The following is a 23,413-nucleotide window of genomic DNA, read 5'->3' on the forward strand; positions in this document are numbered from 1 at the left end:
ATCTACGGCACCGTGGGCTACCAGCGCCCGAGGTGGCCGAGGTGGGGCCGTCGGTCGCCTCGGACATCTACACGATCGGCCGCACGCTGTGCGTGCTCACCTTCGAGTTCCGCGGCTATCAGAGCGACTACGTGCACACCCTCCCGCCGCTGTCCCGGGTCCCGGCGTTCACCGAGCACGACGCCTTCTACCGCATCGTCGCCCGCTGCTGCGCCCCGGACCCCAACGACCGTTTCACCTCCGTGGAGGAGCTGCGCAGCCAGCTCGTCGGGGTGCTGCGGCAGGTCGTGGCCGCGAGCGGGCCCGAGCGCCCGGCCACGCTGTCGTCGCACAGCCCGGCCTTCGAGCCGCCGGTCACGACCGGAGAGACGCTGTCGTGGTGGGAGCTGCCCGAGCTCAAGCGGGACGAGCAGGACCCCATGCTCGACTGGATCGCCAGCCACACCGGCAACGACCCGGCCGCCACCTACGAGACGCTGTTGTCGGCACCCGAGGAGAGCGCCGAGGTCTTCCTCGCGCGGGCGCGAGCGGGCATACGGGTGGGGCAGGAACGCTGGGTGGACGACGCCGTCCGCGGGCTGCTGGACGAGGACCCGTGGGACTGGCGCGGCTCGTGGACCCGGGGCCTGTGGTCGCTGTCGCAGGCCGACGGCGAGGAGACCGTCACCGCCGCCCGGGCCCAGGAGGCCGCCGGGCACTTCGCCGCGGTGCGCGACGCCCTGCCCGGCGAGATCGCGCCCCGTATGGCGTTGGCGCTGGCCACCGAGCTCGCCGGCTACGGCTCGGCGGCCGAGCAGGACTACCTGCGTGCCTGGCGCACGGACGCCGCATACGTCGCGCCGGCGGCCTTCGGGCTGCACCGCGTGCGGCTGCAGCGGGACGACGCGGAGGGGGCGATCACCGCCCTGGACTCGGTCCCGGCGAGCAGCCGGGCCCACCCGCGGGCCCGGTGGCTGCGGGCCGAGCTGCTCCGGCGCCGCGGCAGCCTGGCGGACCTGCGCGAGTCGATGCACTCGGTGCGCCGGCTGACGCTGGACCCGCGGCAGCGGGCACAGTTCAACGCCGTGCTCTTCGAGCAGGCGCTGGAGCAGGTCACCCAGCACGGCCCGAAGCCCGACTGGCAGGTCGGCGAGGTCACGCTGACCCGCGACGCCCTGCAGCGGGCGCTGGAGAAGGAGTACCGCGTGCTCGCCGACTACACCCCCGACCCGCAGGAGCGGGCCGGGCTCATCGACCGTGCCAACGCGGTCCGTCCCTGGAGCTGGACATGACGCAGCAGACCCCCGAACCGGTGGACTCCGCGGGGCACGACGAGCGCGCCCCAGGCGAGCCCGACCCCGGCGCCTTGCCGGACGACCCGACGGCTCCGATCCCGGCCCCGGGCGCGCGCACCGGTGGTGCGGCGCACGCCGACGGGGAGCGCCCCGACGCAGGGCGGGCCGGGCGGAGCGAGGCGGACCCGGGGCTGGACCGGGCGGACGCCCCGACCGAGGAGCGGGAGGGTGAGCCGGAGCGCGAGCCGGCGGACGCCCCCACCGAGGACGAGGCCGAGCAGGAGCCGGAGCCGTTCAGCGAGGGGCCTCCCCCGCTCCCCGAGCCGATGCTCGTGCTCGGTGGTGACCTCGCCCCGGCGCGCGCGGCCGAGCCGACCCCCACGGTGGATCACGGGACGTGCGCCTCGTGCGGTAGCCCCTACGACGAGGACGGGTGGTGCACCCAGTGCGGCGAGCGCCGCCCCGACCCCCGGCACCACACCAGCGCCAGCCCGTCCGCCGCCGTCGCCGCGGTCTGCGACAAGGGACGACGCCACCGCGACAACGAGGACGCGATGGCGCTCTGGGCCGACGACGCCCTCCCCGGCCGCGCGGTGCTCGTCGTCTGCGACGGCGTGTCGAGCGCGCCACGCTCCGCCGAGGCGAGCGAGGCGGCTGCCGAGGCGGCCCTCGCGGTGCTGACCAGGGGGACCACCCCGCACGAGCGGCACGGCGAGGCGGCTCGCGCCGCGGCCGCCGCCGTCGAGGAGGTCGCCACGCAGTTCGCGACGGAGTCGACCGCCCCGTCCTGCACCTACGTCGCGGCCGTGATCGAGGGAGGTCGTGCCTCCGTCGGTTCGATCGGCGACAGCCGGGCCTACTGGTTGCCGGACGAGGGCGAGCCGCGCCGGCTGAGCACCGACGACTCCATGGCCGAGGAGCAGATCCGGGCCGGCATCAGCCGCGCCGAGGCCGAGGCGGGCCCGCTCGGGCATACCATCACCCGGTGGCTCGGCCCGGACGCCCCGGACGTGGAGCCGGCGGTGACCGAGCAGGACGTGAGCTCCCCCGGCTGGGTCCTGGTGTGCAGCGACGGTCTGTGGAACTACGCCTCCGAGCCCGCCGACCTCGCCGCGGTGGTGAGCTCCCGCGCCGGCGAGGCCGGGGCGGAGCCGCTGGTGCTCGCCGAGGCGCTGGTCGCGTGGGCCAACGAGCAGGGTGGCGCCGACAACATCACGGTCGCCCTCGCCCGCTGCGCGGGCACGAGGCAGGATGGTGCACATGGCTGAGTTCTCCTCGACCGTGCACCAGAACGAGTTCCTGCCCGACGGCGGGACCGACGTCCACGCGATCGTGTCGGTGACCTGCACCGACGCGGGGGCGGTGGTGCCGACGACGACGGGCGGCTCCGGCGGGGAGGCGGGCGAGGTCATCATCGTCGACGTCTCCGGGTCGATGGACGTGCAGGGGGTGCAGGCGGCCGCGTATGCCGCGTCGGCGGCCCTGGACCAGATCGTCGACGGCGTGTGGTTCGCCATCGTGGCCGGCAACCACGAGGCCGCGCTGTGCTACCCGACCGGCAACACCGCCGCGATGGCGCGCATGTCGGCCCAGACCCGGCTCGAGGCGAAGCGCTCGCTGCAGCGGCTGGTGCCGGGCGGCGGGACGGCGATGGGCCGGTGGCTGCTCGCCGCCGGGCAGCTCTTCGGCACGGTGCCCTCGCTGTCCAAGCGGCACGCGATCCTGCTCACCGACGGCGCCAACCAGCACGAGACCCCGCAGGAGCTCACCTGGGCGCTGGAGCAGGTGCGTGGCCGCTTCCAGGCGGACTGCCGCGGGTTGGGCGCGGCGTGGCAGGTCGCCGAGGTGCGACGGATCGCCGAGGCACTGCTGGGGGGTGTCGACCTCATCCGGACCTGGGACGGGCTGAGCGAGGACTTCGCCGCGCTCATGAGCACGTCGATGAGCAAGGGGGTCAGCGAGGCCCAGCTGCGGGTCTGGGCCCCGCAGGGCGCCGAGGTGCTCTTCGTCAAGCAGGTCAGCCCCACGCTGGAGGACCTCTCCGGGCGACGGGTCGAGGTGAACCCGCTCACCGGCGGCTACGACACCGGCGCCTGGGGCGACGAGACACGGGACTACCACGTCGCCGTCCGGCTGGCTCCCAAGGGCATCGGACAGGAGCAGCTGGCTTCGCGGGTGCAGCTCGTCGTGGGCGAGGAGGTGCAGACCCAGGGACTGGTCAAGGCCGCCTGGTCCGCCGACGACGTCCTCACCGCGCAGATCAGCCCCGAGGTGGCGCACTACACCGGGCAGACCGAGCTGGCCTCGGCCATCCAGGAGGGTCTGCGGGCCAAGGCGATGGGCGACGACGTGACCGCCACCTCACGACTGGGCCGGGCGGTCCAGCTCGCGCAGGCGACCGGCGACGACGGCGCGACCTCCCGGCTGTCCCGGGTGGTCGACATCGACGACGCCGCCACCGGGCGGGTGCGGCTGCGGCGCGACGTGGACCGGCTCGACGAGATGGAGCTGGACACCGCGTCGACCAAGACCACCCGGGTGCGGCCCGGCTGATGGTGCTCTGCCCCGAGGGTCACGAGAGCGAGGCCACCGACTACTGCGACACCTGCGGCTCACCGATCAGCGCGGTGCCGCTGCGGGCGGCGCAGCCGGCCGTGGGCCCGGTCGTGCCGGGTGCGACCGAGGGGTCCGGTGAGGCGGAGGCCGCCTCTCCCGGTGAGCCCGGCTCGGCGCTCGACCTGGGACCGCCGGAGGCGGCGCCCAGCCAGACCTGCCCGCACTGCGGGGCCCTGAACGTCGCCGACGCCCTCTTCTGCGAGTCCTGCGGCTACGACTTCACCACCGGCGCCGCTCCGTTGGGCGAGGAGCCCTCCCCGGAGGAGCAGGCTCCGGACGAGGCTGAAGCGGCAGGGACGTCGCTCGGTGCACGGGACGAGGACGAGGCGCCCGAGCAACCAGAGCCGACGCCCGGTGCGGACGAGGTCGACGAGCCCGAGCAACCAGAGCCGGCGCCCGGTGAAGACGAGGACGACGCCGAGCCGGACCCCGAGCCCGAGCAACCAGAGCCGACGCCCGGTGACGACGTGGCCGGCGCCGCGCCGGACCCCGAGCACGAGCCGGAGCCCGAGGTCAGCGTCGAGGTGGCCGCGCACGCCCGCCCCCGGCATACCCCACCCTCGCGCGACCTCGCCGACACGTGGGTGGTCGAGGTGTGGGTCGACCCGGACTGGTATGCCGTGCAGCAGACCGCGGAGGCGTGCCCGAGCGCGGGTGTCCCGGACGTGGTCGCCGTGCAGCGGTCGGTGGTGCTCATCGGGCGGCCGTCGGGCAGCCTCGGGTCGCGGCCGGAGGTCGACGCCGGCGCCGACAGCGCGGTCTCCCGCCGGCACGCCCAGCTGACCAGCGACGGGCGCCGGTGGTGGATCGAGGACCTCGGCAGCAGCAACGGGACCTACGTCGGCACGGTCGGCGAGCCGTTGCCGACGACGCCGCTGACGCCCGGGCAGCGGGTGGAGATCGACCGCGACGACCGGATCTACGTCGGGGCCTGGACCCGCCTCGTGCTCCGCCAGGCGACCGAGTCCGAGCGGGAGGGGACAGGATGAACCGGCCGTGACGGCGTGCCGTACCCCACGTCAGGTCCGGCCCGCGGCCTAGAGTTCACCCATGCCCGCAGACGACGCCGCCCCGGTGACCCGCTCGAGCCGGGCACGGTTGCGCCGCTCCGGTCGTCACCTGGTCCGCTTCGGCGGGCTGCTGGCCGTCGTGTCGCTGGTCGTCACGCTGATCGGCGGCTGGGCCACGCGCTCGCTGCTGGACCATCTGCAGTCCAACTCCGCAGAGCTGCTCGACGGCACCGCGACGGTCTCGCTGGTCGAGGGCACCGAGCGCACGCTCTACGTCACCGGTGGCCTCATCGCCCCCGGCGAGATCGTGCCCACCCCGGTCGAGCAGATCACCTGCACCATCACCGGGCCCGGCGGCGAGCTGCCCTTCACCACGCTCGCCGAGGAGGGCTCGCGGGTCGGCATCGACACCGCGCTGGCGCGCTTCCAGGTCGTCGGCCACTTCCGGGCCGAGCAGGCGGGCGAGCACCTCATCGACTGCGAGGGACGCGGTGTCGTCGTGGCCCCCGAGGTGAGCCCGGCCAGCGCGCTGCTGCGGCTGGGCGGCCTCGCGCTGGGCAGCCTGGGCACCTTCGTCGGGCTCTCGATGCTGCTCATCGGCGGGGTGCTGCTGCTCCTGGTCCGTCCGCCCGAGGACGGCGCCGAGGAGGTCGTCGAGGACGCCCCGCCCGAGGAGGGCGCGGACGAGTGGTGGGAGGACGAGGCCGGCGAGGATCGGCCCGCCGACGGCGACGCAGCGGTGCCGAGCGGGGAGGTCATGGACGACGCCGGTGCCCCCGGAGAGGACTACGTCGACCTCACCGACGAGGAGTTCGCGGCGCTGTCCGAGGAGGAGATCGCCGAGCTGGTCGCCTCTGGTCAGCTCGTCCTCGTCGACGACGACGAGGGGGCTGTCGGCGGGGCCGACGAGTCGGGGTCCTCCAGGCCGTAGGTCCGCAGCACCGCCGCCAGCGCCGGATGGTCGCGGTCGAGCAGGTGCGCCGCGGCCTCGAGGTCCTCGGGGGTCGCCGCGGCGCGCAGCACCGCACGGACCGCGGCGTCGTCCGCAGGTCCGGATAGGTCGTGACGCGTCGTGCCCGTCGTCATGGTCGTCGACCAGGAGCCGGTCGACTCGCGCACCTGCTCCAGCCGCTCCGGTATGCCGTCGGCCGGCACCTCCCCCGTGCGCACCTCCTCGAGCAGCTCGAGCACCTCGGCCAGCCGCCGTTGCACCGCAGGGTTGCCGATCTTGGCCCGCTTGCCCGACCCGAGCTGGCTGAGCATCGGGGCGGACATCCCCAGCGTCCGGGCCAGCTGAGCCTGCGACAGACCGAGCCCACCCGTCAGCCGCGCGAAGACGTCGGCGAGCGGCTCGCCGTAGAGCTCCACCTGAGCAGCCACCGTGCGCTCGACCTCGCTCACCTCGTCCTCCTGTCCGCCGCTGTGACCTTGGGCCCTGGCCTCGTGCCGGTCCCTGCGCCTGACCACCTTAGGCTGGGACGGCGCCGCTGCGCCCGTGGCCGGCGTGCCGGTTGACTTTGCAACTGTGAACGTTTACTTTCGCTAATGCACACGTTCGCATCTTCCGAGGGGACCACCGTGACCAGGATCCGCCACAGCCTGACCGCCGCCGCGACGGCGGTGCTGCTCGCACCCGGCGTCGCCACCGCGTCGACCACCGACTCCCCCAACGACGCCCAGCTGCTCCTGCTGCTGGACTCCTCGGGCTCGATGGAGGACCCGGACGCCGAGGGCGAGCCCAAGATCGACGCGGCCAAGGCCGCAGTGGGCACCCTCGTCGACGGGCTCAACCCCGACCAGCAGGTCGGCGTCCGACTCTTCGGCGGCAGCGTCCCGCTGGACGAGCCGCGCGAGGACAAGTGCGCCGACAGCGAGCTCGTGGTCCCCATCGGCAGCGGCAACACCGACGCGATGCGCGACGCCGTGGAGGCATACCAGCCCCTGGGCGAGACCCCGATCGCGTATGCGCTGCAGCAGGCCGCGGACGACCTCGGCGAGGAGGGCAACCGGACGATCCTGCTCGTCTCGGACGGAATCGCCACGTGCGACCCCGACCCGTGCGAGGTCGCCGAGGAGCTCACCGCCGACGGCTTCGACCTCGTCGTGCACACCGTGGGCCTGGGCGTGGACCAGGAGACGAGGGACCAGCTGGAGTGCGTCGCCGACGTCGCGGGCGGCACCTACTACGACGCCGACGACACCGACACCCTGACGACGGCGCTCACTCGCATCTCGACCCGGGCCTTCCGCCCGTTCCAGCTCAGCGGCGAGCCGGTCACCGGGACGGTCGATCCCGCGCAGGCCCCGGTGCTGGACGTCGGTCGCTACGTCGACGAGGTCGGGGAGGAGCCGCTGAGCTACCGGGTGCGCCGCACCCTCTCGCAGAGCACCCTGCACGTCAGCGGGACGCTGCGTCCCGATGACGACACCGGCATGTCGGCGCTCAACCTGGTCCTGGAGACCCCGGACGGGAGGAGCTGCGACCTCTCTGCCTTCGCCGTCTGGACCGCGGGCAGCGGCGACACCTTCGGCAGCGGCAGCGTCAACGGGGTGCCGGCCAGCTATCGCGAGTGCGGCGACGTGGACGAGCTGGTGCTCCGAGTGGAGCAGCAGTCCGGCGCCCGGCTGGCCGGCCAGACCATCGAGATCGTCGTCCACGAGGAGCCCGCGCCCCAGGACCCGGCAGCGCTCCCTGACGCCGACGCCCGGCCGGAGTGGCAGGACCTGGCGCCGGGCGAGCCCACCGCCTCGGTCGTCGGGGGCACCTCGTTCAACGACCCCCCCACTCTCGAGCCGGGCGCGACCTACACCTCCGACATCGTCCCCGGGGAGGTCCTGGTCTTCGCGGTGCCGGTGGGCTGGGGCCAGCACCTGCAAGCGCTCGTCGACGTGCCGGTGCCCGAGGAGGGGGTGGCCCAGATCATCGGCACCGCGGGCAAGGTCCTCGACGTCGGCATCGTGGGGCCGGACCGGGGCGACGCCGTGGCCCACACCGCCGACGTGCCGGACCTCAGCGGGCGGACGAACCTCTCGGCGCGAGAGGGCGGCCGGGTCGCAGAGACGTCCTACGTCGTCCAGTGGCGCAACCGGGAGAACGCGAGCCCGGCCGACGGCGCCGACCGGGCCGGCGAGCACTTCGTCGTGGTGTCCCTGGTCTCCGACGACCAGAGCTCGGTCCCGGTGCCCTTCTCGCTGGTCACGGAGGTCCTGGGCGAGGTCGACGGTGAGCCCACCTACCTGGAGGCCGGGGAGCAGCCCGCGGCCGCCACGCAGGAGGCACGGTCCTCGTCGGAGGCGGGCACCGACCAGAGCGACGACGAGAGCAGTGCCGAGGCCGATCCGACCGAGGACGCGAGCGCCGCGGCCCCGGCGGAGGATGGCGACGCCAGGCTGCTGACCCTCATCTGGGTGCTGGCCGGTCTCGGGCTGGTGGTGGCCCTCGTGGGCGGCTACCTGCTCGTGCGCGGCCGGCGCTTCAGCACCTGACGCGGCCCAGGGAGGGCACCGGGCCCCGGGCCCACCGCCGGTGTGGTCCGGGGCGCCGGTTCAGCCCAGCAGCGCGAGCAGGCCCGCGGCCAGGACCAGCAGCAGCCCGAGCCCGAGCAGCGCCATCCCGAGCCGTGAGCCCGCCCCCGCGCCGCCACCTTCTGTACTGGACGTCGCTTCCTGGGCAACGGGCCCCAGATCCGTAGGTCCAGAACGCGAGGTCGGCCCGGTCTGCCCCTCCTCCGGCCCGGCCGCGCCCCATCCGGCGGGCAGCTCGGGGACCTGGTCGAAGACCTCGACCTCACCGGCGTCCCAGGTCTGTGGCGAGGCGACCAAGCCGGTCGCGCGCAGCGCCTCCCGCGCGGCGGCGGCGTCGGCATACCGCTCCCCCGGCTCGGCCGCGGCGAGGTCCAGCACAACCGTGACGAGGCCGCTGTCGACACCCTGGCGCACCAGCAGGTCAGCGAGCGAGCCCGCCGCGTCGGCGCCCGGCCGCTGCGCCAGCAGCATCTCCGCGGCGCTCAGACCCGCGGCGTAGAGATCGGCCCGGGGGTCGGGGTCCCAGCCGACCCGCAACGTCTCGGGCGCGGCATACCCGATCGTCCCGACCGCGTGGTGCACGTGGGTGAGGCGGGGGTCGTCGACACCGGTGACGATGCCGAAGTCGGCGAGCCGGAGCCGCGGGAGGCCCGAGCCGGTCGCGTCCAGGAGCAGGTTGGCCGGCTTGACGTCGCGGTGCACCAGACCCTCGCCGTGGATCCGCGCGAGCGCGTCCAGGAGCTGGTCGAGCAGCGTGGCGACCCAGACCGTGGGGAGCGGGCCGTGGTCGCCCACGAGGGTGGCGACCGACCCGCCGCGGACCAGCGGCATGGCGATGAGCACGCGGTCGTCGTCCCCGGCCCAGCCGAGCGGGGTCAGGACGTGCGGGTGCTCGACCCGGACCGCCTGCTCGCGGACGAACCGGAGCAGCGTCGGGGCGTCGCTCTGCCGGAGCACCTTGGCCGCGACGTAGCGCTCCTCACGCTGGTCCCAGGCGCGCCACACGACGCCCGCGCCCCCTTCGCCCAGGGGTCGACGAGCTCGTAGCGACCACCGAGCACCTCTCCCACGTCGACCAGCCTAGAGTCCCAGCGCGGCCGATCTCGCTATGGTGCTGGCATGACGTATGCGACCCCGCCCGCCCGGCACAGCGGCCTGACCACAGCCGGCAAGTGGATGTTCATCATCGGCCTGGTCCTGTCGATCATCGCCGGCGCGATCGTCGCCTGGGGAGCCGTGGCCGGCGTCCGCGCCTTCGGCTCCATGGAGGACGACCTCACGATGGAGGGCGGTCAGGCCACGGTGTCCATGGAGGAGGGGGACCTGCGCTACGTCTTCAGCGAGGGCACCGGTGGTGACGTCGCGTGCACCGTCACCCTGCCGGACGGCAGCGAGGAGACGCTGCAGGCGGCCGACGACCTGAGCACCGGGCAGGAGCCGCAGGTGCAGGCGACGACCGTGGGGACCTACACGGCCACCAGCACCGGTGAGCACACCTTCACCTGCGAGGGCGGACAGACCGCCCTGTCCCCGAACCTCGCGGCCAGCACCTTGGTCGCCATCGCGTTCGGCGCCCTGGCTGCGGTGGCGCTCATCCCGCTGCTGCTGCTCACTGTCGTCGGGCTCATCTTGTGGCTCGTCGGCCGCGGCCGGGACAAGCGGTCCGCGCAGAACCCGCAGGGCGGCTACGGCTACGGCCCCGGGCAGCAGCCCTACCCGCAACAGGGCTACGGGCACCAGGGGTACGGCCAACAGCCGGGCAGCGGTGCGGGGCAGCCGCCCACCCAGGGCTACGGCCAGTCTCAGGGCTACGGGCAGTCCCAGGGGCAGGGCGCTCCCCCGCCTCCCCCGGCCCCGGGCGCCGCACCGGACGAGGGTGGCGACGCGCGCGACCCTTACCGGCGCGACTGAGCGTCGGTCACCACCGCCGGTCCTCGCGATCCTGCGACGCCATCGCGGAGCTGCGGCCCGTCCGGCTCACACCGCGTGTCACGGACTGTCGGCGCCGCCGTTGACGTTGAGCGTCTCGCCGACCACGTAGCTGCTCTCGGGTGACGCCAGGAAGACGTAGGCGGGGGCGAGCTCGACCGGCTGGCCGGCACGGCCGAGAGGTTGCCCCAGGCCGAACTCCGGGATGGCGTCCTTGGGCTGACCCTGCACTACCTGCAGCGGCGTCCAGATGGGGCCGGGAGCGACGATGTTGACGCGGACCCCCTTCGGCGCCAGCTGCTTGGCCAGGCCCTTGCCGAAGGTGTTCATCGCACCCTTTGTCATGGCGTAGTCGAGCAGGTGCTCGCTGGGGCTGTAGGCCTGGATCGAGCTGGACAGGATGATCGTCGACCCCGGCCCCAGGTGCCCCACCGCCGCCCGACACATCCAGAACATCGCGTAGATGTTGGTCTTGACCGTGAGGTCGAACTGCTCGTCGCTGATCTCCTCGATCGACGGGGTGCTGACCTGCTTGCCCGCGTTGACGACGAGCACGTCGAGTCCACCGAGCTTGTCGGCGGCCTGGTCGACGATGCGCTCGGCCGTCTCGCGGTTGGTGACGTCACCGGGCAGCTGCTCGCAGACCCGACCCTCCGCCTCGACGAGCTCGCGGATGCGGTCGGCGTCCTCCTGCTCGTCCGGCAGGTAGTTGATCGCCACATCGGCGCCCTCACGGGCGTAGGCGATGGCGACGGCGCCGCCGATGCCGGAGTCACCACCGGTGACGAGGGCACGACGGCCGGTCAACCTGCCGGTGCCACGGTAGGACGTCTCGCCCCGGTCAGCCGGCGGATCGAGCTCGGCGTCCAGCCCAGGCATGGGCTGGTCCTGCTCGGGCGGCGAGATCCGGGGATGACGGGTGGTCGGGTCGTCGAAGGTCAGCTGATCGCTGGTGCTGGGCATAGGGAGATCCTGCCCCCCTGGCCGGCGGTCCGCACGACGGGGCGGCACGACCGGCGCGCGGGCGCGGACCGGCCTCGCTCACCCCTTGAGGTCGTCCTCGCCCTCCCCCGGCTGCACGCTCCACTCCGGCGGGGAGTCCTTCCCGGAGTCCTCGTCGGCCTCGGCCTGCTCGGCCGTGTCCTGGACGATGCCCTGGGCGTGGTGGGTCGGGGCATACACGGCGTAGAGCCGCATCGGCTCCTCGCCGGTGTTGATGACGTCGTGCCAGGTGCCGGCGGGCACCTGGATCGCCCACCCGTCGCTGACGTCCTGGGTGAAGCTGAGGTCGTCCTCCGCGGGACCCATGACGCAGCGTCCCTGACCGGAGTCGAGGCGCAGGAACTGGTCGGTCTCCGGGTGCGCCTCCAGCCCGATGGACTCCCCCGGCGGGATCGACATCAGGGTGACCTGGAGGTACTTCCCGGTCCAGGCGACCGTGCGATAGGTGTCGTTGGCGCGCGTCTCGGTCTCGATGTCGAAGGCGTTGGGCTGGGGGCCGTTGTCGGTGACCATGCGGGTTCCTGTCGTCGGGGGGTATGCCGGTCACCAACCTACGACCCGCCACCGACACCGCGCAGGTCACCCCGACCGCGTGGCGGTCGCCTCGTAGCGCAGCGTGCTCGCGCGGCAGGTCGCGAACTCGTCCACGTCGACGACGAGCACGACCGACAGGGCCCCGCCCCGGGCATGCCCCACCACGAGCTCGGCGCGGCTGAGCTCGGCGGGCACCGGCTCACCCCCGCAGCGGCCTGACCGCGGGCGCGAGCGCGCTCCAGCAGAGCCGAGCAGGCTCCGGCGGCGGGTCCACGTCGGGCTACAGCAGCAGCAGTGGCGGCAGCTTCAGCGGCGCGGGCAGCTCCTCGCGGTTCTGAGCAGGTCGGACACCCCGCGGTCCACCGCCTGCCGTCGCGAGAGGCAGCTCATCCCCGGGTATGACGCAGGTTCAGCCCGCGGTGCGACGACGGACGCGGCCGTGGTCGCACAGGGTGGAGCCATGAACACCACGAAGACGACCACGAGCACCTCTACCGACACCCGCGGCTCGCAGCTGCTCGTCCTCGGGCTCACCTGCGGCGTGGCCCTCGCACTGGCGCTGGACAACTGGCTCTATGCCGCCACCGGCATCCCCCTCGCGCTCGCCTTCGGCTGGCGCCCCGGCCGCTGAGCCCCTCCCCCTCGACCCCTCCCGGAGACCAAACGTCGGGACAGCAGGACCTTCATCGGGAAGTTCGCCGATGCAGGTCCTGCTATGCCGTGGTCGGTTGTCGACATCGATGCCTCACCCCGGGCAGATCGCCCCTGAGGCGGAGTCATCTCCCCCGGGCGGCCGATGTGCCGTGCGGCCCCACCAGGCAGAGTGAGGCCATGACGATCACGCATCCCACCGAGCCCGCCCGGCACCGAGGGTTGCCGAACGCCGGTCGGGCCGGTCTGGCCACGGTCGGCGTGCTCGCAGTCGCCGGGACCAGCCTGGGGCTGTTCCTCGCCCAGGCACCAGACCACGCAGCCACCGGCCTGACCGTGGACGACACGGCACAGATCATGGAGGTCGACCGGCTGGACGCGGCGGTCGAGGAGCTGGAGTTCCACGACCCCACCGAGCTTGCCGTCTTCACCTATCGCGGTGGCAGCGACGCCGATGACCAGTCGCTCAACCGCGCGGTGCTCGACCACGCACGCGAGAGCCGCCCGGAGTGGCTGAGCGAGGACGGGCAGCGTTGGGCCGACGGGCTGTTCGTGCTGGCGGTCGACCCCGAGGCCCGCTTGGTGGGCACCTACTTCGGCGACGACCGCGCCATCGGCGACGAGGAGCAGCTGGACATCCAGGAGGCCACGAAGGACGACTTCCGATCAGCGCGGTGGACCGACGGCGCGGTGGCCGGCCTGGAGGAGGGAGCGGACCGGATCAACGCGCCGTTCATGCGCAGCGCCGGCGGCGTGGTCCTGGGCATCTTGGGCTCTGTCGTCGCCCTCATCGCCGGCGCGACCTGGGTCGGCGTCGGCGTCGCGCGATCCGCCGGGAGCCGACGGATGAAGGAGGACGCCGACCGGCGCGTCGCGGACGTCAAGCGCGACGCCGCCGACACCGAGCGTCACGCCAAAAGGATCCCCGGTGACTCGCGATACGGCTTCGAGGTGCTGCGTCGCTTCGACGACTACCGGCGTGGCGTCCGCGAGCTGACCGAGTTGGAGCAACGGGCCGCCCAGCTGGCGCCGTCGACCTTCAACCGCAAGCCGGTCGCGGCCGAGCTGACGGCATACCAGGAGAAGGCGGTCGAGCTCGACCACCTCGACGATGCCATCGCCGACACGGCGATCTTCCTCACCCATGACGCCGACTGGCGAGAGGCCTGGGCGCGGCAGGTCGACCCCGTCCGGGAAGACCTGAAGCGGGTCACGCCGCTGCTGGAGGAGGAGCTGCCGGAGGAGGCGCGCGACCTCCCCGAGGGAGAGACGCTGAGGGGTTTCGCGACAGCTGCACTGACCCGGTTGGACGAGGTCCAGCACGGTCTCGAGCGCGGTGAGGTGTCGCCGGACGACGCGCTGGACGCCCTGCGGGACACCCGCGACGGACTCAGCGAGCATCTCGACGAGCTCTCCGAGAGCGTGGTGCAGGCGGTGGGCAAGGACGAGACCCAGCGCGAGACGCTGCGCACCACGCTGGCCCGGCAGCGCGACGAGGCCCGCCCCAGTCCATCGATCATCGGGACCGCCTACCCGGCGTGGGCCTACTTCCCGGTCGCGGCGATGAGCAGCGGGGTGTCCGAGGGCACGCAGCAGATCGCGGCGAGCTCCGGGGGCGGCGGCACCTCCGGCTACTCCGGCGGGAGCTTCAGCGGGGCCGGGAGCTCCTCGAGCTTCTGAGGCGGCTGCTCACTCGATCCCTCGCCGCCTGCGCGGGACCGACGTCGGGACAGCACAAGCCTCATCGGGAAGTACGCCGATGGAGGTCTGGCTACCCCGACGTCGGTCCGTGGCAGGCAGGGATGGTCAGGCAGACTCCGCCGGGCTCAGCCCGCGAGCGTCTCGGTGTCGATGACGGCGCGGTAGCGCACCTGGCCGTCGACGACCTTGTCGTAGTAGTCGTCGACCTGACCGGCGTCGATGACCTCGACCGTGGCGGTGATGCCGTGCTCGCCGCAGAAGTCGAGCATCTCCTGGGTCTGCGGCAGGCCGCCGATCATGCTGCCGCGGATGGCTCGCCGGTTGCCGATGAGCGGGAAGGCGCTGACCTGGAGGGAGTCCTCGGGCGCACCGACGTTGGCGAGCACGCCGCCACGGTCGAGCAGCCCGAGGTAGTCATCGAGCGGGATGCCGGAGCCGATGCCCGGCCCGACACCGGCCTCCTTGAGCGGGTGGTATGTCGTGATGCCGGCGCACAGCAGCGGCGTCACACCCGCGTGGTCGGACTCGGCATACGTCCCTGGGATCCTCACGACGAAGTCGTCACGGACGACGACCTCACCGCTGTAGCCACCCTTGGTGATCTCGCCGTGGTAGTCCTCCGCACCGGAGGTCTGGACGGCACCCTTGGCGCAGTACTGCTCCTCGCCGTCCTGGCAGGCGGCGCACTCGCCGCACGAGTCGACCAGGCAGCCGACACCGACGACATCGCCGACCTGGTGGTCGCTCACGTTGGAGCCGACCTCGAGGACGGTGCCGAGGATCTCGTGGCAAGGGGTCAACGGGTAGAGCGCCTCGCCCCACTCGCCACGCTTCATGTAGATGTCGCTGTGGCAGATGCCGGCCCAGCGGATGTCGATGCGCACGTCGTCGGGCCAGGGCATTCCCTGCGTGACCGGCGACTGGAGGTGCGGCGCTAGCGTGGCCGCGTGACGATGATCCACCTGCGGGTGAGGCACCTGCCACGAATCGGTTTCCTCGGTCGGCGCCGCCCGGTGCAGATCGAGGTCGACCCGTGGCCGCCGGGCTGGGTCCGCTCCCCTGTCACGACCGAGCGCGCCTACACCCTGATCAAACCGTTGATCGGGTGGGACGAGGCCATGCTCCTGCTGCAGCGCGCGCGGCGAGAGTGGACGGGCGGGACCGGGCCATGGGTGAGCGCCTTCACGGGCGTGGTCAGCCAGGAGTGACCGCGCGCAGCGGGACCGCGTGGGCAGGCCTCAGCCCGGACCCGGCAGTCCTGTCGGCGGGTCAGGCTCAGGGTGCTCGCCGAAGCGGTCCCAGTCCCCCCATACGGGCCGCTCCCGCCAATGACCCGACGTGTCGAGGTCGCGATAATGGGTGATCTTCACCTCCGGCATGCCTTTGATCGTCTCGCGGCAAGTCGCTGTGCCGTCCTGCCGGAACACCCATGCCTTGTGGGCGGCACTCTGGGAGAAGGTCCGAGGCCCCGAGGAATCCTCCGCGTAGACCCACACCTTGTAGTTCATCAAGAACAGCTTGTCACTCTCGCTGACCTGGCCCCAGTCGAAGGACTCCACGATAGAACCGTTGTCGTCGTAGACACGGACGCGTACATGGTTACCGCCAGCACCCATGACCAGCGTGTAGTCCGGGACCGCACGGTCAGCGCGAAGGCGGCTGACGGAGAGCTGAGGCGACGTCTCGAAACAACGCTCTGCCTCCTGCTTATCAATCTCCGCGATGGGCTGCAGCAGCCGTATGTTCCAATCGCGGCCGTAGCGGTAGCTCACGTCGTCAGCACGGGCTTGGGCTGTTCGCCGAAACGGTCCCAGTCGCCCCATGCGGGTCGCTCACGCCAGCGGCCCGACATATCCAGATCGCGATACCGCGTGATCTTCACCTCGGGCATGCCCTTGATGGTGTCGCGGCAGTTCGCTGTGCCGTCCTGAAAGAAAACCCAGGCCTTGTGCGCCACCGAGTCCTTGAAGCTCTGCGGTTCCGAGACATCGTCTCCGTAAACCCAGACCTTGTGATTGTCAAGAAACAATTCTGGTCGCCCTGGAACCTCGCCCCAGTCGTAGGATTCGATGACCGATCCAGCGGCGTCGTAGCGGTGAACCCGAACATGGCTGGCATCGGGACCAACGAGTATCGTATATTTTGGGTTCCTGCCCGTGTCGGACATTCGTGTCACAGATGTCCAGCCCGCGAAGCCCCGCTCGCGAGCAGCGGCCTCGCCAATCTCGTCGATGGGGCACTGGAGCCGGTTGTTCCACTTGCTTCCATACCTGAAGGTCATACCTCTCCCATGTCTCAAACTTATGTCTTGCAATCGAACCCATTCATGTCAACAATGCGAATATCGCGAGTCTTCGCGTAGGTCACAAGTTCGGTTGGTATCACGCCGCCACGCTGGGGCGGTACCTGGAGTACGAGCTGACCGTCCAACCTCTGACCAGCTAGACCTTCCTCGACGTTACGTGGCGTTCACGAGATTCTTGCATTGGGAGGGTACTTTGTCGCAAGTTCCCGCCCGTAGCTCTTCGCTGTGCTGAGATCGATGTCGTTTGGTTGCGTCAGATTTCGAGAAACGATGTCCTCTGGGCTCTGGCCGGAGGGCGCGTAGGTGGCTTGGCGAGGCATGTCACCAGAGCGCACCGTGAACACCGTCGTCAACCTAGCCAGACTTAGCCAAGCGGAGATATCGTTGACTACATGATCCAGGTCAACGTGCATGAGGCGAAGTCGCAGCTGTCCCGCCTCATCGAGGCCACGCTCGCCGGCGAAAAGGTGACCATCGCGCGCTCCGGTCGGCCCGTCGTCGACCTGGTCGTCCACTCCTCTCCGCCGGTCGTCATCGGCGTCCCAGGCTGGGCCGGCGCTGACGTCGACACTGATGCGCTGGACGCGGCTGATCCGCAGATCAACGCCCTGTTCGCCGGTGCGGACGAGTGAGCGGCCTCCTTCTCGACACCAACGCGTTGCTCTGGACCCTGACGGGTGACTCACGTCTGGGACCGGAAGCACGGAAGAGCATCACCGGGGCAGGCGTCGTGAGGTTCTCGGCGGTCTCTGTCCTCGAGATCATCATCAAGACGATGCTCGGCAAGCTCTCGCTCCCCGGTGATCTGCCGACAGCACTCACCGCCAGCGGTCTCAGCGAGATCCCCTGACATCCCGGCATGCCGGTGCCCTGACCGAGTTTGCCGAGCTGGCCCGCCACGACCCGTTCGATCGGATGCTCCTGGCGCAGGCACACGTGGAGCAGCTGAGCCTGCTCACGTCAGATGGCACGCTCCTCGGACTGGGTCTGCCCTGGGTGATCGACGCTCACCAATGAGCCGGACCTCGTCATCGTCGACAACGGCGTCGACATCATGGCCCTCGGTGGACGGGGCGCCTACCTGCCCGACGTGGACGACCTCATCCTCGTCACGCCCGCGCTGATGCTCCATCGCTTTCTCGACGGTATCCGCGGTTTCCATCGACCCGACGTGCTCCAGACACGGAAAACGCGCCACCCTGCCTCCTGCCTCACGCGATCGCTGTCGCTGTCTACGGCGGCCGAAAGATGTGACTCTGCTTGGTTAGTCATGGTCGTGAGTCCTCGGTGGTGGCGGTGGGACTCAGCCGAGGTTCGAGCCTTGAGCCGGTAGAAGTTGCCTCGGAGGTTGATGATCTCGGCGTGGTAGACGAGTCGATCGACTTCAGGCCGGCTCGGCCGGTCCCGACGGGATGTCCGGCTCAGGGTGCTTGCCGAACCGGTTCCAATCGCCCCAGACCGGGCGCTCGCGCCAGTGACCCGACATGTCGAGATCGCTGTACCGCGTGATTTTCACCTCTGGCAGCCCCTTGATCGCTTCCCGGCAATCCGCAGTACCGTCCTGCCGGAAAACCCATCCTTTGTTGCCCACACTTTCGGAAAATCCTTGGGGCCCAACCCGACCCTCTGGATAAATCCAGGTCCCGTAGCCCGTGAGAAAAAGTCGCGTCTCACCGTCAACTTCGGCCCAATCGAACTGCTCTGTCGTCGAGCCATCAACGTTGTAGAGGTAGACCCGAACATGCCTTCCCGCGGGAGCCGTAACAACGGTATAGTCGGGCACGCTGCTCTCATCCTGTAGACGCGTCACGGAGACGTGCTCGTGATCGAACCGCTCCCTTGCTGTCTGCTCAGTGATCTCCTCAACTGGCTGCATCATGCGAACGTTCCATCGACGCCCAAAACGAAAATACATGAACGACCCATTCCCTCCACCATGGTGCACTCAACAGTGTAATCGGGCTCTTCACAGATGAGGGTGTAGTGGGTGCTGGCGCGTCGGTGCCGGGGTGAGTGTCGAGGTCTTCCGATGATGGAGGTTCCTACGCCACCCATCTGGAAGACCTCGACGTGCCCGACGCTACTACTTTCACGCGCCTTGACCTGACCACGTTCACCGGCCTGGACGACCTCGGCTTGGAGGTCACCGGCCAGCTGCTCGAACCTGACCGGGCGGTGCTCGCCTGTCGGGTCGTGGAACCGGACGACTGGTGTCGGCGGTGCGGGTGCCAGGGAGTGCCGCGGGACACCGTGACTAGGGAGCTGGCGCACGAGCCGTTGGGGTGGCGGCCCACCACGCTGCTGCTTACCGTGCGCCGCTACCGGTGCGCAGAGTGCTCGCACGTGTGGCGCCAGGACACCACCGCCGCGGCCGTGCCGCGGGCGAAGATCTCACGCGCCGGGCTGCGGTGGGGCCTGGTGGGGATCGTGGTCCAGCACCTGTCGATGTCCCGTGTCGCCGAAGGGCTCGCGGTGTCCTGGAACACCGCGAACGATGCCGTCCTGGCCGAGGGACAGCGGCTGCTCATCGACGACCCGCAGCGCCTGGACGGTGTCCGCGTCGTCGGTGTGGATGAGCACGTGTGGCGACACACCATGAAGGGTGACAAGTACGTCACCGTGATCATCGACCTCACCCCGGTGCGTGAGGGCACCGGCCCGTCCCGGCTGCTGGACGTGGTCGAGGGCCGCTCCAAGAAGGCGTTCAAGGACTGGCTCGCCGACCGGGATCAGGCCTGGCGCGACGGGATCGAGGTCGTGGCCATGGATGGGTTCGCCGGGTTCAAGACCGCCACCACCGAGGAGCTGCCCGACGCTGTCGCGGTCATGGATCCGTTTCACGTCATCCGGTTGGCCGGCGACGCGCTCGACGGGTGCCGCCGCCGGGTCCAGCAGGAGCTGCACGGTCACCGCGGCCGCAAGGGCGACCCGCTCTACGCCGCGCGGCGGACCCTGCACACCGGCGCCGACCTGCTCACCGAGAAGCAGCAGGACCGCCTCGACAAGCTCTTCACCGGCGACCGGCACCTGCAGGTCGAGGTCACCTGGGGGATCTACCAGCGGATGATCTCCGCCTACCGTCACCCCGACCGCGCCAGCGGCCGCACCGAGATGAGCTCGGTCATCGACGCCCTCACCGAGGGCGTGCCCCGGCCCCTGGTCGAGCTGCGCAGGCTCGGCCGCACCCTGGCCCGCCGAGTCTGCGACGTCCTGGCCTACTTCGACCGGCCCCGCACCAGCAACGGGCCCACCGAAGCCGTCAACGGACGACTCGAGCACCTACGCGGCCTGGCCCTCGGCTTCCGCAACCTCACCCACTACATCGCCCGAGCTCTCCTCGAGACCGGCGGATTCAGACCCCAACTACACCCTGCATTGTGAAGAGCCTGTAATCGAAGCCGTTGATGTCGACTATCCGAATTTCTCGGACCTTGGCATACTCGATCAGGTCCGCCGGGATGCTCCCTCCTCGCTGTGGCGGCACCTGGAGAACAAGATCACCACGTAGCGGTGACCCGCCTGGCCGCTAGCACATTGCCGGGTGTGTTCCGGATCATGGCCTCCTCGGGGTACTTCTGTGCCAGTTCGCGAATGTAGGACCGCGTCGTTGACGGGTCCACATCGTTCAGTTGGGTCAACTTGCGCGGGACGATCTGCTCGCCCGGCACATAACTGTCCAGGACGGCGTAGCCGAGGACGACCTTCTGCCGGTTGCCGCCGGAGAGGAACTGCACCTCCTGGTCCATCGCGCGGGCGGACACCTCGAGCGAGGAGAAGACGCCGGGCATACCGGCGCGGGCCTGGGAGGTGCGGGAGGGGAAGACGGAGCGGACGACGCCGAGGGCGTTGTCGAGGATCGACTGGCCGAGCGCGAGGCCCTTGGCCTTGCGGTCCTCGGTGATGAGCGCGAGGCCGCGGCGGATCGCCTGGCGCGGTCTCGTGACGGTGGTGCTGGCACCCTCGATCTGGAGCGTGCCGCGGGTGAGCGGAGTGACACCGAAGATCGACTCGACGAGCTCGGTGCGGCCCGAGACCTGGAGCCCGGCCAGACCGACGATCTCCCCGGCACGCAGCTCGAGGTCGATGCCGTCGACAAACCCGTTGCCGGAGCCGGAGAGGGTGAGCACCGGCTCGCCGACCTCGGTGCCCTCCGACCGCGCGGGGAAGTAGCCGGACATCTCGCGGCCGACCATGAGGCGGACCAGGGCGGACTCGTCGAGCTCGCCGGCCGGCTGGGTGGTGACCTGCTGGCCGTCCTTGAGCACGGTGATGGTGTCGCAGAGGTCGAAGATCTCCTTGAGCCGGTGCGAGACGTAGAGGATCGCGACGTCGCGCTCGAGGAGGCGGCGGATGATGGCGTAGAGCAGCTCGACCTCGTGGTCGGCGAGGGCGGCGGTCGGCTCGTCCATGGAGATGATGCGCGCGTCGTAGCTCACCGCCTTGGCGATCTCGACGATCTGCTGCTCGGCGACCGAGAGGGAGCGGACGGTGCGGGCGGGGTCGAGGCCGGTGACGCCGAGCCCGTCGAGCAGCTCGGCGGTATGCCGGGTCATGGCCGCGGTGTCGACCAACGGGCCTCTGCGCGGCTCGCGCCCGAGGTAGATGTTCTCCGCCACGGTGCGGTCGGGCAGGAGGTTGAACTCCTGGAAGACGGTGGACAGGCCCGCCTGCTGCGCCTGGACCGGGTGGGTGAGGTGCTGGGCCTGGCCGTCGATCTCGACGGTGCCCTCGTCGGGCTGGTGCACGCCGGCGAGGACCTTCATGAGGGTGGACTTGCCGGCGCCGTTCTCCCCCACGAGGCCGTGGACCTGGCCGGGGTGCAGCTCGAGGGTCACACCCTCGAGGACGGCGTTGCCGAAGAAGCGCTTGGTGAGCCCGCTGGCGCGCAGCACGGGTTGGCGCGGCGGGGTGCTGTCCGTCGGTGCGACGGCGTCGTTGGACGTCACGGGAGCGACTATGGCACGACTTGGACGCTTTTGTCGAGAGTTCGGCAAAAGTTGTCTCTTGCTCATGCAGAAGGGGGCGTGGTCTACTTCCAGTCGTGCGGACCAGCGACGTCTTCGAGCTCTTGCGGGACGGCCGGCCCCGGACCCGGGCCCAGCTCGCGGAGGAGACCGGGATGGCCCGGTCGACCGTCGCGGCGCGCGTCGACACGCTGCTGCGGATGGGGCTTGTGGCGCCGGTCGGGGGCGCGCGCTCGACCGGCGGGCGGCCGCCCTCGCTCATCGCGCTCAACCCTGCGGCGCGGGTCGTCGCGGGGGTCGACGTGGGCGCGACGCACGCCGTGGCGGCGCTGACCGACCTGGGCGGCACGGTGCTCGGCGAGCGCCGGGCGGAGCTGGACGTGGCCGACGGGCCGGAGGTGGTGCTGGGGTGGGTGACCGCCGTGGTCGGCGAGCTGCTGGCCGAGGCGCGGCGGCCTGTCGCTGATCTGGCGGCGATCGGGCTCGGGCTGCCCGGGCCGGTCGAGCACTCGACCGGGCGGCCGATCAACCCGCCGATCATGCCGGGGTGGGACCGGTACGACGTGCCCGCCCACCTGCAGCGGACGTATGCCGTGCCAGTCCTCGTCGACAACGACGTCAACATCATGGCGCTGGGCGAGCGCGGCGCCTACCTGCCGGACGTGGACGACCTCATCTTCGTCAAGGTGGCCACCGGCATCGGCGGCGGCATCATCTCGGGGTCACGGCTGCAGCGCGGGGCGCAGGGCACGGCCGGCGACCTGGGGCACGTGCGGGTGAGCAGCGGCGAGGGCGTGATGTGCCGGTGCGGCAACGAGGGGTGCCTCGAGGCCATCGCGGCGGGGCCGGCGCTCGCCGCTGCTCTGGCCGACGGTGGCGTGGCCGTCGACTCGACCGCGGGTGTGGTCGAGCTGGTGCGCGCCGGCAATGCTGCCGCGGTGCAGGAGGTGCGCCGGGCCGGCCGCGATATCGGCGAGGTGCTCGCGACGATCGTCAACCTCATGAACCCCTCGGCCGTGGTGATCGGCGGGAGGCTGGCGGACGCCGGCGAGCACCTCATGGCGGGGATCCGGGAGGTCGTCTATCAGCGGTCCCTGCCGTTGGCCACCGAGCACCTGCGCATCGTGGCGTCCAAGGCTGGGGCCCAGGCGGGCGTGCTCGGAGCCGCAACGATGGCGGCTGAGCACGTGCTCTCCCCCGAGGCGATCGAGGCCGCCAGCGCGACGGTCGCTTAGGCTGCTTTCCACTCTAGGACCGGAAACTGCTCAGCCTCGGCGCTCCGAAGGTTCGGCCAGAGCCGCTTCAATGGCTCGAATCGCTTCCTCCACGGGCACATGCTCCCAGCAACGTAAGACTCGCCATCCAGACCGCTCGAGGAGCAGGTCGGTGTCTCGGTCTCGAGCCACATTGGTCGCGAGCTTCGCGTTCCACCATTCCGTGTTCGCCTTCGGGCTGGTGCCGTGCGCAGGACACCCATGCCAGAAGCATCCATCGACAAAGACTGCGAGGCGGGCACGAGTAAAGGCGATATCAACAGTCCGGCGCTGATTGCCCGGCACCGGGTAGACGACGCGAAAGCGACGCCCAGCTCGGTGCAGTGCACGCCGTAGCGCGATCTCCGGTGCCGTGTCTCGGCGCGGGGCTGCCGACATGCGAGCCGACACTGCAGCCGAAGATGCACCAGGATGTCGTGGCAGCTTCGATTGACCCATGCACCCAACTTACGGCCTGCCGGCGCGACGAGTAGCGCTGCACGTGCGAGGCTGGACGAATGGCCAACAAGAGTGACCTGACCCCGTGGGGGTCAAGCCCAGTGGAGTGGTGTAGCGCTGTGATCCCTCGTTTGGGTTCAGGTGGTGAGGGCGGGTAGGTGATCAGCTCCGATCTCGGGTTCGGTGTCGG

At 71.0% G+C, this 23,413-nt stretch carries 24 protein-coding genes; 13 read left to right on the forward strand and 11 right to left on the reverse strand.

Annotation, left to right across the window (positions count from 1 at the left end; translation table 11 throughout):
• Nucleotides 1–32: 32 nt before the first annotated feature.
• The 5 genes from BJF86_RS19045 to BJF86_RS13140 all read left to right on the forward strand — a co-directional run bounded on the left by BJF86_RS19045 (nt 33) and on the right by BJF86_RS13140 (nt 5,831).
• Nucleotides 33–1,271: a tetratricopeptide repeat protein gene (locus tag BJF86_RS19045; RefSeq protein ID WP_237768217.1), complete on the forward strand. Its 1,239-nt coding sequence runs from the start codon at nt 33–35 to the stop codon at nt 1,269–1,271.
• Nucleotides 1,268–2,542 carry a protein phosphatase 2C domain-containing protein gene (locus BJF86_RS13125; protein WP_075819554.1) on the forward strand — a complete coding sequence of 425 codons (1,275 nt, stop codon included), beginning with the start codon at nt 1,268–1,270 and terminating at the stop codon, nt 2,540–2,542. Before BJF86_RS19045 ends, BJF86_RS13125 begins: the two co-directional genes overlap by 4 nt.
• Nucleotides 2,535–3,827, forward strand: coding sequence for a VWA domain-containing protein (locus BJF86_RS13130; protein WP_028131256.1), 1,293 nt, complete (start codon nt 2,535–2,537; stop codon nt 3,825–3,827). The genes BJF86_RS13125 and BJF86_RS13130 overlap by 8 nt, the downstream gene beginning before the upstream one ends.
• Nucleotides 3,827–4,879, forward strand: coding sequence for an FHA domain-containing protein (locus tag BJF86_RS13135; RefSeq protein ID WP_083653082.1), 1,053 nt, complete (start codon nt 3,827–3,829; stop codon nt 4,877–4,879). The genes BJF86_RS13130 and BJF86_RS13135 overlap by 1 nt, the downstream gene beginning before the upstream one ends.
• Before the next feature lie 61 nt (nt 4,880–4,940).
• The gene (locus BJF86_RS13140; protein WP_075819556.1) at nt 4,941–5,831 is read left to right on the forward strand and encodes a hypothetical protein; all 891 of its coding nucleotides are present in this window, start codon (nt 4,941–4,943) and stop codon (nt 5,829–5,831) included.
• Here BJF86_RS13140 and BJF86_RS13145 read toward each other — a convergent pair.
• Nucleotides 5,759–6,301, reverse strand: a complete 543-nt coding sequence (locus BJF86_RS13145; RefSeq protein WP_075819558.1) for a helix-turn-helix domain-containing protein — start codon at nt 6,299–6,301, stop codon at nt 5,759–5,761. The two genes, BJF86_RS13140 and BJF86_RS13145, sit on opposite strands and share 73 nt — an antisense overlap.
• A 177-nt stretch (nt 6,302–6,478) precedes the next feature.
• Here BJF86_RS13145 and BJF86_RS13150 point away from each other — a divergent pair, with 177 nt between their 5' ends.
• Nucleotides 6,479–8,386, forward strand: a complete 1,908-nt coding sequence (locus tag BJF86_RS13150) for a vWA domain-containing protein (RefSeq protein WP_158068417.1) — start codon at nt 6,479–6,481, stop codon at nt 8,384–8,386.
• Nucleotides 8,387–8,446: 60 nt separating this feature from the next.
• Here BJF86_RS13150 and BJF86_RS13155 read toward each other — a convergent pair whose 3' ends face one another.
• Nucleotides 8,447–9,454, reverse strand: a complete 1,008-nt coding sequence (locus BJF86_RS13155) for a serine/threonine-protein kinase (protein WP_414819948.1) — start codon at nt 9,452–9,454, stop codon at nt 8,447–8,449.
• 90 nt (nt 9,455–9,544) lie between these two features.
• On the opposite strand from BJF86_RS13155, the gene BJF86_RS13160 reads away from it, so the two are divergent.
• Nucleotides 9,545–10,336, forward strand: coding sequence for a hypothetical protein (locus BJF86_RS13160; RefSeq protein ID WP_075819564.1), 792 nt, complete (start codon nt 9,545–9,547; stop codon nt 10,334–10,336).
• 78 nt (nt 10,337–10,414) lie between these two features.
• Here the strand turns inward: BJF86_RS13160 and BJF86_RS13165 are convergent, their stop codons facing one another.
• From BJF86_RS13165 to BJF86_RS17995, 3 genes are all read right to left on the reverse strand, one after another.
• Nucleotides 10,415–11,317: an SDR family oxidoreductase gene (locus tag BJF86_RS13165; protein ID WP_075811329.1), complete on the reverse strand. Its 903-nt coding sequence runs from the start codon at nt 11,315–11,317 to the stop codon at nt 10,415–10,417.
• 78 nt (nt 11,318–11,395) lie between these two features.
• Entirely contained in the window at nt 11,396–11,869 is a 474-nt protein-coding gene (locus tag BJF86_RS13170; protein ID WP_075819566.1) for a cupin domain-containing protein, read from the reverse strand.
• 66 nt (nt 11,870–11,935) lie between these two features.
• On the reverse strand, nt 11,936–12,085 hold the full coding sequence (locus tag BJF86_RS17995; protein WP_158068418.1) for a hypothetical protein: 150 nt from the start codon (nt 12,083–12,085) through the stop codon (nt 11,936–11,938).
• Between the two features lie 265 nt (nt 12,086–12,350).
• Between BJF86_RS17995 and BJF86_RS18000 the strand changes: the two genes are divergently transcribed.
• Together BJF86_RS18000 and BJF86_RS13175 are read left to right on the forward strand one after the other, a co-directional pair.
• Nucleotides 12,351–12,521, forward strand: coding sequence for a hypothetical protein (locus tag BJF86_RS18000; RefSeq protein ID WP_158068419.1), 171 nt, complete (start codon nt 12,351–12,353; stop codon nt 12,519–12,521).
• A gap of 200 nt (nt 12,522–12,721) precedes the next feature.
• Nucleotides 12,722–14,221 (forward strand): DUF5129 domain-containing protein, encoded by a 1,500-nt coding sequence (locus tag BJF86_RS13175; RefSeq protein WP_075819568.1) that lies wholly within the window; start codon nt 12,722–12,724, stop codon nt 14,219–14,221.
• Between the two features lie 146 nt (nt 14,222–14,367).
• On the opposite strand, the gene BJF86_RS13180 is transcribed toward BJF86_RS13175, so the two are convergent.
• Nucleotides 14,368–15,144 (reverse strand): alcohol dehydrogenase catalytic domain-containing protein, encoded by a 777-nt coding sequence (locus BJF86_RS13180; protein ID WP_143553840.1) that lies wholly within the window; start codon nt 15,142–15,144, stop codon nt 14,368–14,370.
• 45 nt (nt 15,145–15,189) lie between these two features.
• On the opposite strand from BJF86_RS13180, the gene BJF86_RS13185 reads away from it, so the two are divergent.
• A complete protein-coding gene (locus BJF86_RS13185) occupies nt 15,190–15,450 on the forward strand; it encodes a hypothetical protein (protein WP_075811337.1) in 261 nt (86 codons plus the stop codon).
• A 30-nt stretch (nt 15,451–15,480) separates the two neighbouring features.
• On the opposite strand, the gene BJF86_RS13190 is transcribed toward BJF86_RS13185, so the two are convergent.
• A complete protein-coding gene (locus tag BJF86_RS13190) occupies nt 15,481–16,014 on the reverse strand; it encodes a hypothetical protein (RefSeq protein ID WP_075819574.1) in 534 nt (177 codons plus the stop codon).
• Nucleotides 16,011–16,523 carry a hypothetical protein gene (locus tag BJF86_RS17620; RefSeq protein WP_143553841.1) on the reverse strand — a complete coding sequence of 171 codons (513 nt, stop codon included), beginning with the start codon at nt 16,521–16,523 and terminating at the stop codon, nt 16,011–16,013. The genes BJF86_RS13190 and BJF86_RS17620 overlap by 4 nt, the downstream gene beginning before the upstream one ends.
• Nucleotides 16,524–16,939: 416 nt before the next feature.
• On the opposite strand from BJF86_RS17620, the gene BJF86_RS13200 reads away from it, so the two are divergent.
• Nucleotides 16,940–17,179, forward strand: a complete 240-nt coding sequence (locus BJF86_RS13200) for a type II toxin-antitoxin system Phd/YefM family antitoxin (protein ID WP_075819578.1) — start codon at nt 16,940–16,942, stop codon at nt 17,177–17,179.
• Between the two features lie 752 nt (nt 17,180–17,931).
• Here the strand turns inward: BJF86_RS13200 and BJF86_RS13210 are convergent.
• On the reverse strand, nt 17,932–18,426 hold the full coding sequence (locus BJF86_RS13210) for a hypothetical protein (protein WP_075819580.1): 495 nt from the start codon (nt 18,424–18,426) through the stop codon (nt 17,932–17,934).
• 191 nt (nt 18,427–18,617) lie between these two features.
• On the opposite strand from BJF86_RS13210, the gene BJF86_RS13215 reads away from it, so the two are divergent.
• Nucleotides 18,618–19,928 (forward strand): ISL3 family transposase, encoded by a 1,311-nt coding sequence (locus BJF86_RS13215; RefSeq protein ID WP_075819582.1) that lies wholly within the window; start codon nt 18,618–18,620, stop codon nt 19,926–19,928.
• Between the two features lie 116 nt (nt 19,929–20,044).
• On the opposite strand, the gene BJF86_RS13220 is transcribed toward BJF86_RS13215, so the two are convergent.
• Nucleotides 20,045–21,493, reverse strand: coding sequence for a sugar ABC transporter ATP-binding protein (locus BJF86_RS13220; RefSeq protein ID WP_237768218.1), 1,449 nt, complete (start codon nt 21,491–21,493; stop codon nt 20,045–20,047).
• Nucleotides 21,494–21,588: 95 nt separating this feature from the next.
• On the opposite strand from BJF86_RS13220, the gene BJF86_RS13225 reads away from it, so the two are divergent.
• Nucleotides 21,589–22,746 (forward strand): ROK family transcriptional regulator, encoded by a 1,158-nt coding sequence (locus BJF86_RS13225; protein WP_075819584.1) that lies wholly within the window; start codon nt 21,589–21,591, stop codon nt 22,744–22,746.
• Nucleotides 22,747–22,776: 30 nt separating this feature from the next.
• Here BJF86_RS13225 and BJF86_RS13230 read toward each other — a convergent pair whose 3' ends face one another.
• Complete coding sequence (locus tag BJF86_RS13230; RefSeq protein WP_075819586.1) at nt 22,777–23,223, reverse strand: very short patch repair endonuclease; 447 nt, start codon at nt 23,221–23,223, stop codon at nt 22,777–22,779.
• Between the last annotated feature and the right edge of the window lie 190 nt (nt 23,224–23,413).

Source organism: Serinicoccus sp. CNJ-927 (genome assembly GCF_001942435.1).
GTDB classification, from domain to species: domain Bacteria; phylum Actinomycetota; class Actinomycetes; order Actinomycetales; family Dermatophilaceae; genus Ornithinicoccus; species Ornithinicoccus marinus.

Excerpts from the sequence above, each read along its gene's own strand:
- BJF86_RS13125 (WP_075819554.1), top strand. The coding sequence starts at position 1,268 with ATGACGCAGCAGACCCCCGAACCGGTGGACTCCGCGGGGCACGACGAG.
- BJF86_RS13130 (WP_028131256.1), top strand. The coding sequence starts at position 2,535 with ATGGCTGAGTTCTCCTCGACCGTGCACCAGAACGAGTTCCTGCCCGAC.
- BJF86_RS13135 (WP_083653082.1), top strand. The coding sequence starts at position 3,827 with ATGGTGCTCTGCCCCGAGGGTCACGAGAGCGAGGCCACCGACTACTGC.
- BJF86_RS13140 (WP_075819556.1), top strand. The coding sequence starts at position 4,941 with ATGCCCGCAGACGACGCCGCCCCGGTGACCCGCTCGAGCCGGGCACGG.
- BJF86_RS13160 (WP_075819564.1), top strand. The coding sequence starts at position 9,545 with ATGACGTATGCGACCCCGCCCGCCCGGCACAGCGGCCTGACCACAGCC.
- BJF86_RS13165 (WP_075811329.1), bottom strand. The coding sequence starts at position 11,317 with ATGCCCAGCACCAGCGATCAGCTGACCTTCGACGACCCGACCACCCGT.
- BJF86_RS13170 (WP_075819566.1), bottom strand. The coding sequence starts at position 11,869 with ATGGTCACCGACAACGGCCCCCAGCCCAACGCCTTCGACATCGAGACC.
- BJF86_RS18000 (WP_158068419.1), top strand. The coding sequence starts at position 12,351 with ATGAACACCACGAAGACGACCACGAGCACCTCTACCGACACCCGCGGC.
- BJF86_RS13175 (WP_075819568.1), top strand. The coding sequence starts at position 12,722 with ATGACGATCACGCATCCCACCGAGCCCGCCCGGCACCGAGGGTTGCCG.
- BJF86_RS13180 (WP_143553840.1), bottom strand. The coding sequence starts at position 15,144 with ATGCCCTGGCCCGACGACGTGCGCATCGACATCCGCTGGGCCGGCATC.
- BJF86_RS17620 (WP_143553841.1), bottom strand. The coding sequence starts at position 16,523 with ATGACCTTCAGGTATGGAAGCAAGTGGAACAACCGGCTCCAGTGCCCC.
- BJF86_RS13200 (WP_075819578.1), top strand. The coding sequence starts at position 16,940 with ATGATCCAGGTCAACGTGCATGAGGCGAAGTCGCAGCTGTCCCGCCTC.
- BJF86_RS13210 (WP_075819580.1), bottom strand. The coding sequence starts at position 18,426 with ATGATGCAGCCAGTTGAGGAGATCACTGAGCAGACAGCAAGGGAGCGG.
- BJF86_RS13230 (WP_075819586.1), bottom strand. The coding sequence starts at position 23,223 with ATGGGTCAATCGAAGCTGCCACGACATCCTGGTGCATCTTCGGCTGCA.